At 65.1% G+C, this 16,387-nt stretch carries 11 protein-coding genes; 2 read left to right on the forward strand and 9 right to left on the reverse strand.

Going from position 1 to position 16,387, the window contains the following annotated elements; all coding sequences use genetic code 11:
• Positions 1 to 25: 25 nt before the first annotated feature.
• Both AKN83_RS01430 and AKN83_RS01435 read right to left on the reverse strand, forming a co-directional pair.
• Complete coding sequence (locus tag AKN83_RS01430; RefSeq protein WP_050400536.1) at positions 26 to 3,148, reverse strand: efflux RND transporter permease subunit; 3,123 nt, start codon at positions 3,146 to 3,148, stop codon at positions 26 to 28.
• A 3-nt stretch (positions 3,149 to 3,151) separates the two neighbouring features.
• Positions 3,152 to 4,285, reverse strand: a complete 1,134-nt coding sequence (locus AKN83_RS01435; RefSeq protein WP_050400537.1) for an efflux RND transporter periplasmic adaptor subunit — start codon at positions 4,283 to 4,285, stop codon at positions 3,152 to 3,154.
• Positions 4,286 to 4,448: 163 nt separating this feature from the next.
• Between AKN83_RS01435 and AKN83_RS01440 the strand changes: the two genes are divergently transcribed.
• Both AKN83_RS01440 and xth read left to right on the forward strand, forming a co-directional pair.
• A complete protein-coding gene (locus tag AKN83_RS01440) occupies positions 4,449 to 4,874 on the forward strand; it encodes a GNAT family N-acetyltransferase (RefSeq protein WP_050400538.1) in 426 nt (141 codons plus the stop codon).
• A 41-nt stretch (positions 4,875 to 4,915) separates the two neighbouring features.
• Positions 4,916 to 5,713, forward strand: a complete 798-nt coding sequence (gene xth / locus AKN83_RS01445; protein WP_050400539.1) for an exodeoxyribonuclease III — start codon at positions 4,916 to 4,918, stop codon at positions 5,711 to 5,713.
• Positions 5,714 to 5,762: 49 nt separating this feature from the next.
• Here xth and AKN83_RS01450 read toward each other — a convergent pair whose 3' ends face one another.
• The 7 genes from AKN83_RS01450 to AKN83_RS01480 all read right to left on the reverse strand — a co-directional run bounded on the left by AKN83_RS01450 (position 5,763) and on the right by AKN83_RS01480 (position 16,247).
• On the reverse strand, positions 5,763 to 6,599 hold the full coding sequence (locus AKN83_RS01450; protein WP_050400540.1) for a tetratricopeptide repeat protein: 837 nt from the start codon (positions 6,597 to 6,599) through the stop codon (positions 5,763 to 5,765).
• Positions 6,586 to 8,310 (reverse strand): dihydroxy-acid dehydratase, encoded by a 1,725-nt coding sequence (ilvD, locus tag AKN83_RS01455; RefSeq protein WP_050400633.1) that lies wholly within the window; start codon positions 8,308 to 8,310, stop codon positions 6,586 to 6,588. Before ilvD ends, AKN83_RS01450 begins: the two co-directional genes overlap by 14 nt.
• 358 nt (positions 8,311 to 8,668) lie before the next feature.
• Complete coding sequence (locus AKN83_RS01460; RefSeq protein WP_050400541.1) at positions 8,669 to 10,294, reverse strand: sensor domain-containing diguanylate cyclase; 1,626 nt, start codon at positions 10,292 to 10,294, stop codon at positions 8,669 to 8,671.
• 159 nt (positions 10,295 to 10,453) lie between these two features.
• A complete protein-coding gene (locus AKN83_RS01465) occupies positions 10,454 to 11,368 on the reverse strand; it encodes a hydroxymethylglutaryl-CoA lyase (protein WP_050400542.1) in 915 nt (304 codons plus the stop codon).
• Positions 11,365 to 13,374 (reverse strand): acetyl/propionyl/methylcrotonyl-CoA carboxylase subunit alpha, encoded by a 2,010-nt coding sequence (locus tag AKN83_RS01470; RefSeq protein WP_050400543.1) that lies wholly within the window; start codon positions 13,372 to 13,374, stop codon positions 11,365 to 11,367. Before AKN83_RS01470 ends, AKN83_RS01465 begins: the two co-directional genes overlap by 4 nt.
• A 14-nt stretch (positions 13,375 to 13,388) precedes the next feature.
• Positions 13,389 to 14,993, reverse strand: a complete 1,605-nt coding sequence (locus AKN83_RS01475; protein ID WP_050400544.1) for a carboxyl transferase domain-containing protein — start codon at positions 14,991 to 14,993, stop codon at positions 13,389 to 13,391.
• A gap of 81 nt (positions 14,994 to 15,074) precedes the next feature.
• A complete protein-coding gene (locus AKN83_RS01480; protein ID WP_050400545.1) occupies positions 15,075 to 16,247 on the reverse strand; it encodes an isovaleryl-CoA dehydrogenase in 1,173 nt (390 codons plus the stop codon).
• Positions 16,248 to 16,387: the final 140 nt, after the last annotated feature.

A 16,387-nucleotide genomic window follows, 5' to 3' on the forward strand; every position in this document is an offset into this window, starting at 1 on the left:
TTTGCGGCTCGCGCGGCACGGCTGACTATTCCGCCGCGACCACCTGCGGCCGCTCGACGTCGCCATCCGCCTGCGGATCGAGCTTGCGGCGCAGCCGGCGGTCGATGCGGTCGAGATAGATGTAGATCACCGGCGTGATGAACAGCGTCAGCAGCTGCGACACGCAGAGGCCGCCGACCACGGCGACGCCGAGCGGCTGACGCAGTTCGGCGCCGGCGCCGGCGCCAAGTGCGATCGGCAGCGTGCCGAAGATCGCCGCGAACGTCGTCATCATGATCGGGCGGAAGCGCAGCAGCGCCGCCTCGCGGATCGCGTGCTCGGCGCTGAGGCCGACGCGGCGGCGCTCCAGCGCAAAGTCGACCATCATGATCGCGTTCTTCTTGACGATGCCGACCAGCATCACGATGCCGATCATCGCGATCACGGACAGCTCCATCCCGAACAGCATCAGCGTCAGGATCGCGCCGATGCCGGCCGACGGCAGGCCGGAGATGATGGTGATCGGGTGGATGAAGCTCTCATAGAGGATGCCGAGGATCACGAAGGCCGCGAACACGGCGGCGAGGATCACGACACCCTGCCCGCGCAGCGAATCCTGGAACACCTGCGCGGTGCCGGAGAATCCGGTCGCAATCGTCGGCGGCAAATTCGCGTTCTGCTCGAGCTCGGTGATCTTGTCGACCGCGTAGCCGAGCGAAATGCCAGGCGCCAGATTGAACGAGATCGTCACCGCCGGCTGCTGGCCCTGATGGTTGATCTGCAACGGCCCGACCGTCGGCACCAGCTTCGCCACCGCATCGAGCGGAATGGTCTGGCCGTTCGCGGTCTTCATGTAAAGTTTCGACAGATCCGACGGGTCGACGCGGAACTGCGGCTGCACCTCCAGGATGATCTGGTAGTCGTTCGACGGCATGTAGATGGTGCCGACCTGCCGCGCGCCATAGGCGTTGTAGAGCTGGTTGCGGACCTGGTCGACGGTGACGCCGTAGACCGCCGCCTTCTCGCGGTCGATGTCGACCGTCATCTGCGGGTTCTTGATGTAGAGGTCGGTGGTAACGTCGAGCAGCCCTGCGATCTTCTCGATCTTGTCGCGCATCTCCGGCGCCAGCCGGTACAGCGCCTCGGTATCGCCGCTCTGCATCACATACTGGTACTGGCTCTTGGAGATGCGGCCGCCGATGTTGAGGTTCTGGACGCTCTGGAAGAACGCCTGCATGCCCGGGATCTCGCGCGCCTTCTGGCGCAACCGCCCGATCACCACGGCGGCATTGTCGCGGGTTTTCTGCGGCTTCAGCGCGATGAACAGGCGGCCGTAATTGGTTGTCGGATTGGGACCGCCGGAGCCGACGGTCGAATTGATGTAATCGATCGCCGGATCGGTGCGCATCACATCGACCAGCGCCTGCTGGCGCACCTTCATCGCCTCGAAAGAGGTGTCGGTCGCCGCTTCCGTTACGCCGATCAGGAAGCCGGTGTCTTCCTGCGGGAAGAAGCCCTTCGGCACGATCATGTAGAGATAGACGGTGCCGCCAAGCGTCGCCAGCGTCACGATCAGCATCAGGGCCTTCTTGGCCAGCACCCAGTCCAGCGCCCATTCATAGGCGCGCAGCCAGGCCTCGAACATCGCCTCGAACGCCCGCAGCACGATATTCGGCCGCTTGGTGGCGTCATGCGCGCGCAGCACGCGGGCGCACAGCATCGGCGTCAGGGTCAGCGACACGAAGCCGGAGACGATGATCGCGACCGAGATCGTGACGGCGAATTCGCGGAACACGCGGCCGACGATGCCGCCCATCAAGAGCACCGGGATGAACACGGCGATCAGCGAGAAGGTGATCGAGATGATGGTAAAGCCGATCTCGCGGGCGCCCTTCAGCGCCGCCTCGAACGGCTTCATGCCGTGCTCGATATGGCGCACGATGTTCTCCAGCATGACGATGGCGTCGTCGACCACGAAGCCGACCGAGAGCGTCAGCGCCAGCAGCGTCATGTTGTTGATCGAGTAATCCAGCGCGTACATCGCGGCGCAAGTGCCGAACAGCGAGATCGGCACCGCCAGCGCCGGGATGAAGGTCGCCGACGCCGAGCGCAGGAACAGGAAGATCACGAGGATCACCAGCGCGATCGCGATCAGCAGAGTCTCCTCGACGTCGCTGACCGCCTGCCGGATCGAGACCGAACGGTCCATCATGACCTGCATGGTCACCGAGGGCGGGATCGCGGCACGCAGCGACGGCAGCTTGGCTAGCACGGCGTCCACCACCGCCACGGTGTTGGCGTCGGGCTGCTTCTGGATCGCGAGCACGATCGCCCGCTCGTCGTTCATCCAGGTCGCGATCTTGTCGTTCTCGACGCTGTCATAGACCTTGGCGATCTCGTCGAGCCGGACCGGCGAGCCGTTGCGCCAGGCGACGTAGATCTGGCGATAATCTGCCGCCTTGTCCATCTGGCCGGAGGCCTGCAGCGCGACGTCCTGCTTGGGGCCGTTCAGCGTGCCGACCGGGGTCGAGGAATTGGCGCGCGACACCGCCGCGCGGATGTCCTCCATCGAGACGCCGCGGGCGGCAGCAGCCTCCGGATCGGCCTGGACCCGGATCGCGAATTTCTGCGCGCCGTAAATCAAGACCTGGGCGACGCCCGGCAGCTGCGACAGCGCCTGTCCGATCGTGATGTCGCCATATTCGTTGACCGACGACAGCGGCAGCGTCGCCGAGCCCAACGAGACGAACAGGACCGGGAAATCGGCCGGGTTCACCTTCCGGAAGCTCGGCGGAATTGTCATCTCGATCGGCAGCCGGCGCTGCGCGATCGTCAATGCGGTCTGCACGTCGAGCGCGGCGGCGTCGATGTTGCGGTTGAGGTCGAACTGGATGGTGATGACGCTCGTGCCCTGCGAGGAGTTCGAGTTCATCGAGGAGATGCCGGCAATGGTCGAGAGTTGGCGCTCGATGATGCCGGCGACCGAGGCGGCCATGGTGTCGGCGCTGGCGCCCGGCAGCGTGGCGGTGACCGCGATGGTCGGGAAATCCACTTTGGGCAGCGCCGAGACCGGCAGCAGACGGAAGCCGAACACGCCGAATGCGATGATCGACGCCGTGATCAGCGTCGTCATCACCGGACGGCGGATGCAGAGCTCGGACAGCGTCATCGGTCAGGCTCCGGCCTTGCGTGCCCGCAGCTCGACCCGCGATCCCTCCGACAGCAGCAATTGGCCGTCGACGACGACGCTTTCATCGCCCGCCAATCCGTCCGAGATCACCGACGAGCCCTGGAAGGTGCGATCGACCTTGACCGGCCGGACCTCGGCTGTGCCGTCCTGGACGACGAAAACGAAATTGCCGTTCTGGCTGCGCTGCACCGCGACCGTCGGCACCACGACGGCCTCCTCGCTGCGGATGATCAGCTTGGTCTGCACGATGGTGCCGGGCCAGAGCGTCTCGCTCGCATTGTTCATGATGCCGCGCACCGTGACCATGCCGGTGGTGGCATCGACGGCGTTTTCGACCATCGCGACCTTGCCGCTCTCGGAGCGCTGGTGGCCGGGAATGGTCGCGATCACCTGGGAATCGCCCTTCGCCATGGCGTCGCGCAGATCGACCAGCGCGCGCTGGGGAATGGCGAAGGTGACGTAGACCGGTGCCATCTGGTTGATGACCGCGAGCGGCTGGGTGTCGGCGGGGCGGACGAAGTTCCCGACCTTGACGTTGGCGGCGCTGATCCGGCCCGCGAACGGTGCGCGGATCACGGTGTAGCTCTTCTGGACGCGGAGGTTTTCCAGCGCGAACTGGTCGGCCTTGATGGTGCCGATCAGGACGTCGGACTGGGTTTTTGCGTTATCCAGATTGACCTGGGTGGTGGCGCCCTTGCCGACCAGATCGGTATAGCGGCGGAGGTCGCGCTGGGCGCCCTCGAGCTGGGCCTGGTCGCGGGCCAGCACGCCCTCGGCCTGCTCGATCTGGGCCTCGATCTGCCGCGCGTCGAGCATGAACAGCAGGTCGCCCTCATTGACCTTGGCGCCATCCTCGAAATGCACCGAGACGATGGTGGTCTCCAGCCGCGACTTCAGCGCCACGCTGGAGATCGGCGTGACCTGTCCGATCGCGTCGACATCGACCGGCACCGATTTGCGTTCAGCCTTGGCGAGATCCACCGAGACCACCCGCGGCCGCGGCGTCCCCTGCACGGTGGAGGCGTTGCCCCCCATCCATGAAGCGCGGATCACGTAAGCCGCCCCGGCCGCAATGCCGAGAACAGCGACAGTCAGAACCAAATTGCGTTTTTTCATACGTCTTGCACGTGCGCCGCCGACTATCCTTGAAGGCCGGGACGCCTCGCAACTCCCCCATCGGCAATTGTTACGCCTTGTTTCTGGGGAGGGTTAGCACAGGCGGACAGCCCATGGTATGCCACCTAAGAAAAATCCTGCGGCTCCCCCGAATCGCGACCTTATGTCCAGCTCCGTTCTTGTCTGCACCTGGGAAGAGGCCCGCCAACGCTCCCGTGCCATCCGCTACAGCGTCTTCGTCGAGGAGCAGCGCGTGCCGGTAGAACTGGAATGGGACGACTTGGACGCGTCGAGCTGGCATGCGCTGGCGTTTGCCGATGACGGCATGGCGGTTGCGACGGGCCGGCTGCTGCCCGATGGTCATATCGGCCGCATGGCCGTGCTCAAACCAGCGCGCGGCACCGGCATCGGCGCCCGCGTGCTGGACGCACTGATGGCCAAGGCGGCCGAACTCGGCTATCCCGAACTGATCCTCAACGCGCAGACGCACGCGGAACCGTTCTACGCGCGCGCCGGGTTCGAGCGGGTCGGCGATGAATTCGAGGAAGCCGGCATCCCACACATCGAAATGCGGAAGCGCTTGGTCTAAGCGGGGGCTCGGTCGCGTGTCCCATCAATGAAGGAAGTCCGATGGCAGTTCGCATCGCTACGTGGAACGTCAACTCGGTCCGGCAACGGATCGAACTTCTGGTCGCCTGGCTGAAGGAGTGCTCCCCCGATATCGTCTGCCTGCAGGAGATCAAATGCGTCGACGACGCGTTTCCCCGGCTCGAGGTCGAGGCGCTCGGGTATAATGTCGTCACCCACGGCCAGAAGACCTTCAACGGCGTCGCGCTGCTCTCCAAGCTGCCGTTCGACGAGACCAAATCGGGCCTCGCCGGCGACGACGAGGACGCCCATGCCCGCTTTCTCGAAGGCGTTGTCACGCTGAAGCAGGGCGTGGTGCGGGTGGCGTGCCTTTACCTGCCCAATGGCAACCCCGCCAATACCGACAAATACCCCTACAAGCTCAAATGGATGTCGCGGCTTCTTGAGTACGCGCGGGAACGGCTCAAGGCCGAGGAGCCGCTGATCCTGGCCGGCGACTTCAATGTCATTCCGGCCGCCCGCGACGTCTACAATCCGGCTGCGTGGGCCGACGATGCCCTGTTCCGGCCTCAGACCCGCGAGGCCTTCCAGTCGCTGCTCGGCCTCGGCCTGACCGATGCACTGCGCGCGGTCAATGACGAGCCCGGCCAGTACACCTTTTGGGACTACCAGGCCGGCGCCTGGCAGAAGAACTGGGGCCTGCGCATCGACCATCTCCTGATGTCGGCGCAGGCAAGCGACCGGCTGATCGATGTCGGGATCGACAGCTATGTCCGCGCCTGGGAGAAGCCGTCCGACCATGTCCCGGTCTGGGCCGATCTCGATTTCGAGACACCCTGAGCCTTGCGGATCAAACGATTGGGGCCGCCCGGAACATCAATCCCGGCCTCTAATCGCGACGACCCTGCACCCAATGCTCGAGCATCTGCAGCGCCATCGCCCGGTCGTCCTCGGACGCCTTGGCGATGGCCCGGTTGTAGCTTTCCTTGATCCAGGCCTCGTCGGGCGTTGCGCTGTCGCGCGCCAGGGTCAGCCACATCAGGCCACGGGCCCGCTGCGGCGGCAGCCGGTCGCCGTTGAACAGCATCTGGCCAAGCAGCGCCTGCGCCTGATGCTGGCCCTTCTGGGCCGCGAGCCCGAGCCAGCGTGCGCCATAGCGGAAATCGTCCCGCGAGGCGTCAGGCGTCTTCAGGTACAGCCGGGCAAGGTCGTACTGGGCGTCGGCATTGCCGAAATAGGACGCGGCATAGGAGAACATCTCCCGCGCCCGCTCGGTGTCCGCCTTCACCTTGGAATTGGGGATGCCGCTCAGATAATAGCGGCCGAGCGCCACGAACGCGTTGGCCACGATCGAGGCCTGCGGCGCCGACGGCGAATCCTCGGCATGCGCATTGGCGATCCGGCTGAAATACTCGAAGGCGCGCATGTCGTCCTGGATAACGCCGTCGCCCTCGGCGTACATCTTGCCGAGCTTCCACTGCGCCACGGGGTGACCGCCCTCGGCCTGGTACTGCAGCGTGCTGAAGGACGAGGTCGGCACGGTCGCCGCGGGGGCAACCGGCGTCGTGGCCCGCTTCAACGCGCTGGCCGTACCGGGCTGCGGCGCGACCACCGGAAGAACGGTATCCTGGGGGCTGACCGGGGCGCCGTCGAATCCGAATCCGGGGCCCGCCACCGGAATGGCCCCTAACGCAAACGCCAATATCGTACGCCTAAACGTCCGCATAACACTGTTTCTCGTGCGCGCCACCCGGATGGGTGACTGCGCCATCCACCGCCGGCCCCACTTGCTCGGCGTACTTCCACAGCGCACCAGATGTGTGGTTAGTCGCCCGAGGGGCCCATTTGGTCTTACGATTTGCGAGCTCGGCGTCGCTCAATTTTACGTCAAGTGTGCCGGCGACCGCATCGATCTCGATGATGTCGCCGTCCTGCAATAGCCCGATCGGCCCGCCGACGGCCGCTTCGGGTCCAATATGGCCGATGCAGAAGCCACGGGTGGCGCCGGAAAACCGGCCATCGGTGATCAGGGCAATCTTGCCGCCCATCCCCTGCCCGGTCAGCGCCGCCGTGGTCGCCAGCATCTCCCGCATCCCGGGACCGCCCTTCGGCCCCTCGTAGCGGATCACAATCACTTCGCCTTCCTTGTAGGTGCGCTTCTGCACCGCCTCGAAGGCGTCTTCCTCGCGGTCGAAGCACCGGGCCGGACCGGTGAACTTCAAGTTGGACATTCCCGCGACCTTCACGATCGCACCCTCCGGAGCGAGATTACCCTTCAGTCCGACAACGCCACCTGTCACGGTGATCGGATTGTCGGCGGGCCGCACCACGTCCTGGTGCGGATTCCATTTCACGCTTTTGAGGTTTTCGGCGATCGTTCGGCCAGTGACGGTCAGGCAATTCCCGTGCAGGTGGCCATTGTCGAGCAGCGTTTTCATCAGCAGCGGAATGCCGCCAACTTCAAACATGTCTTTGGCAACATAACGGCCGCCCGGCTTCAAATCCGCGACGTAAGGAGTCTTTTTGAAGATTTCGGCAACGTCGAACAGATTGAACTTGATGCCGCACTCATGGGCGATCGCCGGCAGGTGCAGCGCAGCATTGGTCGAACCACCTGAGGCTGCAACCACGGCCGCAGCATTTTCAAGGGCTTCCCGGGTGACAATGTCGCGGGGCCGGATGTTTTTCTCGATCAGCTCCATCACTTTCTCGCCTGCGGCGGCGCAGAAGGAGTCGCGGATCTCGTACGGCGCCGGGGCCCCGGCCGAATACGGCAGCGCGAGGCCAATCGCCTCGGAGACGGTCGCCATGGTGTTGGCGGTGAACTGGGCGCCGCAGGCGCCGGCCGACGGGCACGCCACCCGCTCGATCTCGTCGAGGTCCTCGTCCGACATGGCGCCGACCGAGTGCTTGCCAACCGCCTCGAACATGTCCTGTACGGTGACCGGCTGCCCGCGGAAGTTGCCCGGCAGGATGGAGCCGCCATAAATGAAGATCGACGGCACGTTGAGGCGGACCATCGCCATCATCATGCCCGGCAGCGACTTGTCGCAGCCGGCGAGCCCGACCAGCGCATCATAGGAATGGCCACGGACGGTAAGTTCCACCGAATCGGCGATGCATTCGCGTGACGGCAGCGACGAGCGCATGCCGTCATGGCCCATCGCGATGCCGTCGGTGACGGTGATGGTGCAGAACTCGCGCGGCGTGCCGCCGGCCGAAGCCACGCCCTTCTTCACCGCCTGGGCCTGGCGCATCAGCGAAATGTTGCAGGGAGCAGCTTCATTCCAACATGAAGCAACGCCGACAAACGGTTGATGAATCTGGGCTGTCGTCAGCCCCATCGCATAGAGATAGGAACGATGCGGCGCGCGTTCGGGGCCTTCCGTCACGTGACGGCTCGGCAACCTGCCCTTGATGTTCGTCTTGCCGTCCACCTTGGCGTCCATCGCGACCCTGTTCCCGACGCTCTTTCCTCCAACAACGCCGGAACCGACCAAAAGTCCCGTTGTCGCGAGCGCTGGCTATTCAGCTAGGTGAATATCCTTTCATGTCAGGGTGTGGCCAAAAAGCGGCGTGACTACGGACCAGCTGTGTTTAGGGTTAAATGCCGAGTAACTGTTGCGATGACGCAACAATCGTGGCTCCCGGGCAACCATGTATTATCGGTCCTTATGGGAACCTGACCGGTGCCTCGCCAAATGACCCTAACGTTGCCATCCCTCGAAGAAACGCGCCTGACTTGTGGATTTGTGCCCTCGCTACGCGGACAAGTAGCTCCACCCTTCCTGCAATCTACTCAGCCGCCAGCTTCGGCGGCGCCGGAGGCGCCCAGCACTCAACGCGATTCCGGCCGCGGTCCTTGGCCTGGTAGAGCGCCGCATCGGCGGCCTTCATCAGCGCCTCGATCCCGGGCATGCTTGTGATGGCCTCGGCAACGCCGATGCTCACCGTCAGTCGCATCGGACGATCGTCCGCCCGCAACGCCAACCCTTCCGCCCTCCTGCGAATGCGCTCGGCGACGGTTCGGGCGCGCGACAACGTCGTTTCCGGCAGCAGAACCGCGAACTCCTCGCCTCCGACGCGGCCGACAACATCGGACTTGCGCTTGCCGCGCGTGCAAATCTCGGCGACGGCCTTGATGGCCTCGTCGCCGGCCGCGTGACCGAACCGGTCATTGATGCTCTTGAAGTAGTCGATATCGACCATCAGGACGGAGACGGAGCGATAGTAGCGCTGGAACCGGCTCCACTCTGCATCCAGCGTGGTCAGGAAGTGCCTGCGGTTGAACAGCCCGGTGAGCGGATCGGTGGTCGCGAGCACCTCGAGCTGACGCGCGTTACCGACAAGATCTGTCACGTCGACAAAGGTCAGCATCCGGCCGCCGTTCGCCATCGTCGAGCAATGGATCCTGATGTTGCGGCCATCAGGCGTCTGCACGTCGCGCTTGTGATCGCCCGCCTTGATCTCCGCGATCCGCTTTGCCGGAAAGGCTCTGATCTGCTCCGGGGTCGAGCCCGTCGGGACTGCCCGGCGATTGCGCGTGAGCAGCGTCATGTAGGCCGGATGCCGCTCCACTTCCTCCTCGCTCACCTCCCAGAATTCACGCATTCGGCGGTTAAGGAAGACCGCATTGAGATCGCGGTCGAGGAGGACGACGCCGTCCTCCACGTTCTCGAGCGCGCCGGTGAGCACCTTCAACTTGTCCGATGCGCGCACGATATCGGTTACCGGCGTGTAGCTCACCATCCGGCCGCCGTCGGGCAGCGGCGTGCACTGACACCGCACCACATCGCCGTTGCTGCGCCTGAGATCGATCGGGTTTGCGTCGCCGACGGCGACGAGGCGGACGCGTTCGGCGACGTAGGCTTGAAGCTGCTCAGCCGGCAGCTCATAGGCCATGATCTTGCAGCCGTGATGCATCAGATCGGTGAAGCTGGGGTTGCGGTCGGCCACCGCGTCCGGAAGCTGCCACATGTTCCGGAACGCGCGGTTGATGAAGAGAGCTTTCAGCTCTGCGTCCAGGAGCAGGATGCCGACCGGGATCTGATCGAGCGCCGCACGCAGCGCCAGCATGTGCCCGCGCAAGATATCGCCGGCGCGCCGCTCCGGCATGGCCGATGGCGCAGGAACGGCAGACACGGCAGCCGCAGGAGCCGCAGCGGTCGCCTGCTGCGCCTCGAAGGCCAGGCCGAGCTGGCGGTCCGACTGCCACAACCGCTTGCATGGTCGCACCTGATTGGTGCCGACGATCAGCAATTGGACCAGGTCGGGAATGCCGACCACACTTTCGAGTTCCACGGTCGCGCCCGTATCGGTGAGCTGCCGGACCGTGCAATCGAAGGCCGAGCGGCCGAAATTGAAGACGATCTTTCCGGCCAGAAACGTTCGGCCGCGGGAAGCTGACACCTGTCCGGACATGGCGAGACGCACCTGGAGCAATTGCGAGCCCGCTCACATCAGCATGTTTGAGTCACCAAGCCATGAACGCTTTCGAGGCGTTTTGACCCAGAGCAAAAGGCGGTGTGCGCTGCAAAACAGGTTCCATCATTCGATTCCTGGAACCCGTGCGTTGGAGGACTACGACCCGCCGAGCCGCTTCCGCTTTGCGTTCAGCGCGCAGGCGACGCGGCTGACCGGCGGACGGCCGAGCAAGCCGGCGACCTCGTTCGTCGCAGCCAGCAGCTTCTCCATGTCGACACCGGTGTTCACGCCCATGCCTTCGAGCATATAGACGACATCCTCGGTCGCGACGTTGCCGGTGGCCCCGGGCGCGTAGGGGCAGCCGCCGAGGCCGCCGGCGGCGGCATCGATCACGCGAACGCCCTCCTCCATGCCGGCATAGAGATTGGCGAGCGCCTGGCCATAGGTGTCGTGGAAGTGCATCGCGAGGTTGGCGACCGGCAGCTCGGCGCCGACCGCGCGCAGCATCTCCTTGGCCTTGAGCGGCGTGCCGACGCCGATGGTGTCGCCGAGCGAGATCTCGTAGCAACCGAGATCCCAAAGGGTCACTGCGAGATCGGCGACCGCCTTCGGCTTGATCTCACCGTCGAACGGACAACCCAGCACGCAGGAGATATAGCCGCGCACCTTGACGCCATCGGCCTTGGCGCGCGCCAGCACAGGCTTGAAGCGCTCGATCGATTCCGCGATCGAACAGTTGATGTTGGCGCGCGAGAAGCCCTCGGAGGCCGCCGCGAACACCGAGACGATCTGGGCGCCGGCCGCGCGCGCGGCGTCATAGCCCTTCTCGTTCGGCACCAGCACGTGGAATTCGGCGCCCTTGATGTGGCTGACGCCGCGCAGCACCTGGTCGGAGCTCGCCATCTGCGGGATCGCCTTCGGCGACACGAAGGCGCCGACCTCGACGGTGCCAAGCCCCGCCGCCACCAGCGCCTCGACAAAGGCGATGCGCGCCTCGACACTGACCGGCGTCTTCTCGTTCTGCAGGCCGTCGCGCGGCCCCATCTCGACGATGTGGATCTGATCGCTCATGACGCGGCCGCAGCCTCGACTTCGGCAAGCTCGACGCCCTCGCCGACGATGTCGCCGACCTTGCATTTGAGCTTCTTCAGCACCCCGGCATAGGGCGCGCGCAGGGTCTGCTCCATCTTCATGACTTCGAGCGTGAGGATCGGGGCGCCCTTCTCGAGCGTCGCGCCCTCCTCGGCCAGCAGTGCGACCACGGTGCCCGGCAAGGGCGCCACGATCTTGTCCTCGCCGACCTGCTCCTCGCTCTCGCCGCCGAACGGGTCGACCCAGTGCAGGTCGAAGCGGCCGTTGCGGGTACGCAAGTAGAGCTCGTGGCCCTCGATCACAGAGGCGACGCGCGATTTGAGGCCGTCGAGCGTCAGGTCGAAGCCGTCATCACCGGATGACGAAATCGCAAGGGCAAGCTCGCGCCCGCCGACGGAGAGCGTCGACGGTCCGTTGCCATAGTGCAGCGTGATGGTGTGGGCGGGCTCGTGGCCCTGCCGGAACGAAAACACCCGCTGGCGACGGCCGACCGGCATCCAGCCGAACGCCTGCCAGGGCGAGTTCGCCTCGCGCCGCGCCGCCGTCTGCTCGGCGTTCACGATCGCAGCCGCCGCCGCGCACAGCTCGAACTCGCCGGCCGCGCCGGCGCCTGATGTCAGGTTCTTCAGCTCGCGCTCGATGAAGCCGGTATCGATCGCGTTGGCCCTGGTGGCGGGATGCGTCACCAGCGCCGACAGGAATGGGATGTTGGTGACGATGCCGCGGACGTCGGTCTGCTCCAGCCCACGGTTGAGCTTCTCGATCGCGCCTTCGCGCGTCGGCGCCCAGGCGATCACCTTGGCAAGCATCGCGTCGTAGTACGGCGAGACGTTATCACCACTGCGGTAGCCGGCATCGATGCGCAGGCCCTCGCCCTCGGGCGGCGTCCGCCAGGTCTTGATGCGGCCGACCGAAGGCATGAAGTTCTTCTGCGGATTTTCTGCGTAGACGCGCGCCTCGATGGCGTGGCCATTGAGCTTGATCTCGTTTTGCTTCAGCGGCAGCGCCTCACCGAAGGCGACGCGCAGCTGCCATTCGACGAGATCGACACCGGTGATCAACTCGGTGACGGGATGCTCGACCTGCAGGCGGGTGTTCATCTCGATGAAGAACACGTCCTTGCCGTCGGAGACGAACTCGATCGTGCCGGCGCCGACGTAGTCGACCGCACCGGCCGCCTTGCGCGCGGCCTCGCAGACCGTCTCGCGCTGCGCGGCGTTCAGCGTCGGCGACGGCGCCTCCTCGATCACCTTCTGGTGCCGGCGCTGCAGCGTGCATTCGCGCTCCCACAGCGAGAGCAGATTGCCGTGGCTGTCGCCGATGATCTGCACCTCGATATGGCGCGGGTTCTGCACGTATTTCTCGATCAGCATGCGGTCGTCGCCGAACGCCGCCTTGGCCTCGCGCTTGGCGCTGGTGATCGCGGCGGACAGTTCGCCCGCAGAATTGACCACGCGCATGCCGCGGCCGCCGCCGCCGGCCGACGCCTTCACCAGCACCGGGAAGCCGATCCGGTTGGCAGCCTCCGCCAGGATCGCCTCGTCCTGCGCCTCGCCGTGATAGCCGGGCACCAGCGGCACGCCGGCCTTCTCCATCAGCGCCTTCGAGCCGGATTTCGAACCCATCGCGGTCATCATCGCGGCGGTCGGGCCGACGAAGACCAGGCCGGCATCGAGACAGGCCTGCGCGAACTCGGCATTTTCGGACAGGAAGCCGTAGCCGGGATGCACCGCTTCCGCGCCGGTCTGCTTGGCAGCGGCGATGACGCGCTCGATGTTGAGATAGCTGTCGCGCGCCCGTGCGGGCCCGAGCAGCACGGCCTCGTCGGCGAGCGCGACATGCATCGCATCGCGATCGGCCTCGGAATAGACCGCGACGGTGCGCAGCCCCATGGCACGCGCCGAGCGGATGACGCGGCAGGCGATCTCGCCGCGGTTGGCGATCAAAAGCGTGCGGAAACGCCGGTAGAGTTTTGAGCGGTCCATGGTCAGATTCCGGGTCACATCCTGAACAGGCCGAACTTCGTCGGCTCGATCGGCGCATTGGCGGCGGCCGACAGGCCGAGCCCGAGCACCAGGCGGGTATCGGCGGGATCGATCACGCCGTCGTCCCAGAGCCGCGCGGTAGCGTAATAGGGATTGCCCTGCTTCTCGTATTGCGCGCGGATCGGCTCACGGAACTTGTCTTCCTCCTCCGCCGACCAGCTCTCGCCCTTGGCCTCGATGCCATCGCGCCGCACCTGACTGAGCACCATCGAGGCCTGCTCACCGCCCATCACTGAGATGCGGGCGTTCGGCCACAGCCAGAGGAAGCGCGGGCTGTAGGCGCGGCCGCACATGCCGTAATTGCCGGCGCCGTAGGAACCGCCGATCACGACGGTGAATTTCGGCACGCCGGCGGTCGCAACCGCCGTCACCAGCTTGGCGCCGTCGCGCGCGATGCCGCCGGCCTCGTATTTCTTGCCGACCATGAAGCCGGTGATGTTCTGCAGGAACACCAGGGGGATGCCGCGCTGGCAGCACAGCTCGATGAAATGAGCGCCCTTCAGCGAGCTCTCGCTGAACAGGATGCCGTTGTTGGCGATGATGCCGACCGGATAGCCCCATATATGGGCAAAGCCGCAGATCAGCGTGGTGCCGTAGAGCCTCTTGAACTCGTCGAATTCGGAACCGTCGACGATCCGCGCGATGATGTCGTGCACGTCGAACGGCTTGCGGCCGTCGGCGGAGACCACGCCGTAGATCTCCTCGGCGGGAAACAGCGGCTCCTGGACCGGACGCATGTTCAGCGGTGCCTTCGCCGGCTGCTTCAGCGTGCCGACGATGCGCCGCGCGATCCCGATCGCATGGGCGTCGTTCTGCGCGTAGTGATCGGTGACGCCCGACTGACGGGAGTGGACGTCGGCGCCGCCGAGCTCTTCGGCGGTGACCACCTCGCCGGTCGCGGCCTTCACCAGCGGCGGGCCGCCGAGGAAGATCGTGCCCTGATTGCGCACGATGATGCTCTCGTCCGACATCGCCGGCACATAGGCGCCGCCCGCCGTGCAGGAGCCCATTACGATGGCGATCTGCGGGATACCCTGCGACGACATCTGCGCCTGGTTGTAGAAGATGCGGCCGAAATGCCGCTCGTCGGGAAATATCTCGTCCTGCAGCGGCAGGAAGGCGCCGCCGGAATCCACCATGTAGACGCAAGGCAGATTGTTCTGCCGGGCGATGTCCTGGGCGCGCAAATGCTTCTTCACCGTCATCGGGTAATAGGTGCCGCCCTTGATGGTGGCATCATTGGCGACGATGATGCATTCGCGCCCCGAGATGCGCCCGACGCCGGTGACGACGCTGGCCGAATGCACGTCGCCGCCGTAGAGCCCGTTGGCGGCGAGCGGCGACAGTTCGAGGAACGCCGTACCCGGATCGACCAGCAGATCGACGCGATCGCGCGCCAGCATCTTGCCGCGCGAGGTATGCCGCTTGCGCGAGGTCTCGCCCCCGCCGCCGGCCACCTGCTTGAGCTTGTCGCGGAGCTCCGCGACAAGGCTGCGCATCACATCGGCGTTGCGGGCGAATTCGGAGGATGTGGGATCGATCGTCGAATGAAGCGGCATCGGTGTTGCACGTTTCGTTGGAGGAGCCGACAGGATTTTGGGAAGGCGGGCCGTCGCGCGAGAGGCGCGACGGTGCGCAGGTCAAGCGGTCTTGGCGAACAGCTCGCGGCCGATCAGCATGCGGCGGATCTCGCTGGTGCCGGCGCCGATCTCGTAGAGCTTTGCGTCACGCAGCAGCCGGCCGGTTGGATAGTCGTTGATGTAGCCGTTGCCGCCGAGCAGCTGGATCGCATCCAGCGCGCATTGGGTGGCCTTCTCGGCGGCATAGAGGATGGCGCCGGCAGCATCCTCGCGGGTGGTCTCGCCGCGGTCGCAGGCTTTCGCCACCGCGTAAACATAGGCGCGCGAGGCGTTCATCGTGGTGTACATGTCGGCGATCTTGCCCTGCACCAGTTGGAACGAGCCGATCGGCTCGCCGAACTGCTTGCGCTCGTGGACGTAAGGCAGCACCACGTCCATGCAGGCCTGCATGATGCCGATCGGTCCCGCGGCCAGCACCGCGCGCTCATAGTCGAGGCCCGACATCAGCACGTTGACGCCGCGGCCGACCTCGGAAAGCACGTTCTCCTCCGGCACCTCGCAATCCTCGAACACCAGCTCGCAGGTGTCGGAGCCGCGCATGCCGAGCTTGTCGAGCTTCTGCGCGGTGGAGAAGCCCTTCATGCCCTTCTCGATGATGAAGGCGGTGATGCCGCGCGGACCGCCGTTCGGATCGGTCTTGGCATAGACCACCAGCGTCTCGGCGTGCGGGCCGTTGGTGATCCACATCTTGCTGCCGTTGAGCACGAAGCGGTCGCCCTTCTTCTCGGCGCGGGTCTTCATCGAGACCACATCGGAGCCGGCCGACGGCTCCGACATCGCCAGCGATCCGACATGCTCGCCGGAGATCAGCTTGGGCAGATATTTGCGCTTCTGCGCCTCGTTGCCGTTGCGGCGGATCTGGTTGACGCAGAGGTTGGAATGCGCGCCGTAGGCCAGCCCGACCGAGGCGGACGCCCGCGAGATCTCCTCGACTGCGATGCAGTGCTCGAGATAGCCGAGGCCCGAGCCGCCGTACTCCTCCTCGACCGTGATGCCGTGCAGGCCGAGTGCGCCGATCTTGGGCCAGAGGTCGCGCGGAAAGGTATTGGAGCGATCGATCTCGGCCGCGCGCGGCGCGATCTCGTTGGTCGAGAAATCATGCACCGTCTCGCGGATCGCATCCGCGGTCTCGCCAAGGTCGAAATTGAAGATTGCCGCCCGGTTCGAGGCCATGATCCCTCCCATGAGATTCATCTTGCAATTAAACGATCATACGTTTTTTTCTTGGCTTCGCAAGCGACTGTGCTATGCTTTTACCTGTGAAATCCGCAGTTCATTGAATTTACTGGGATTTCATGCGATATACATACGGT

The sequence above is a fragment of the Bradyrhizobium embrapense genome, assembly GCF_001189235.2.
Taxonomy (GTDB): Bacteria; Pseudomonadota; Alphaproteobacteria; order Rhizobiales; family Xanthobacteraceae; genus Bradyrhizobium; species Bradyrhizobium embrapense.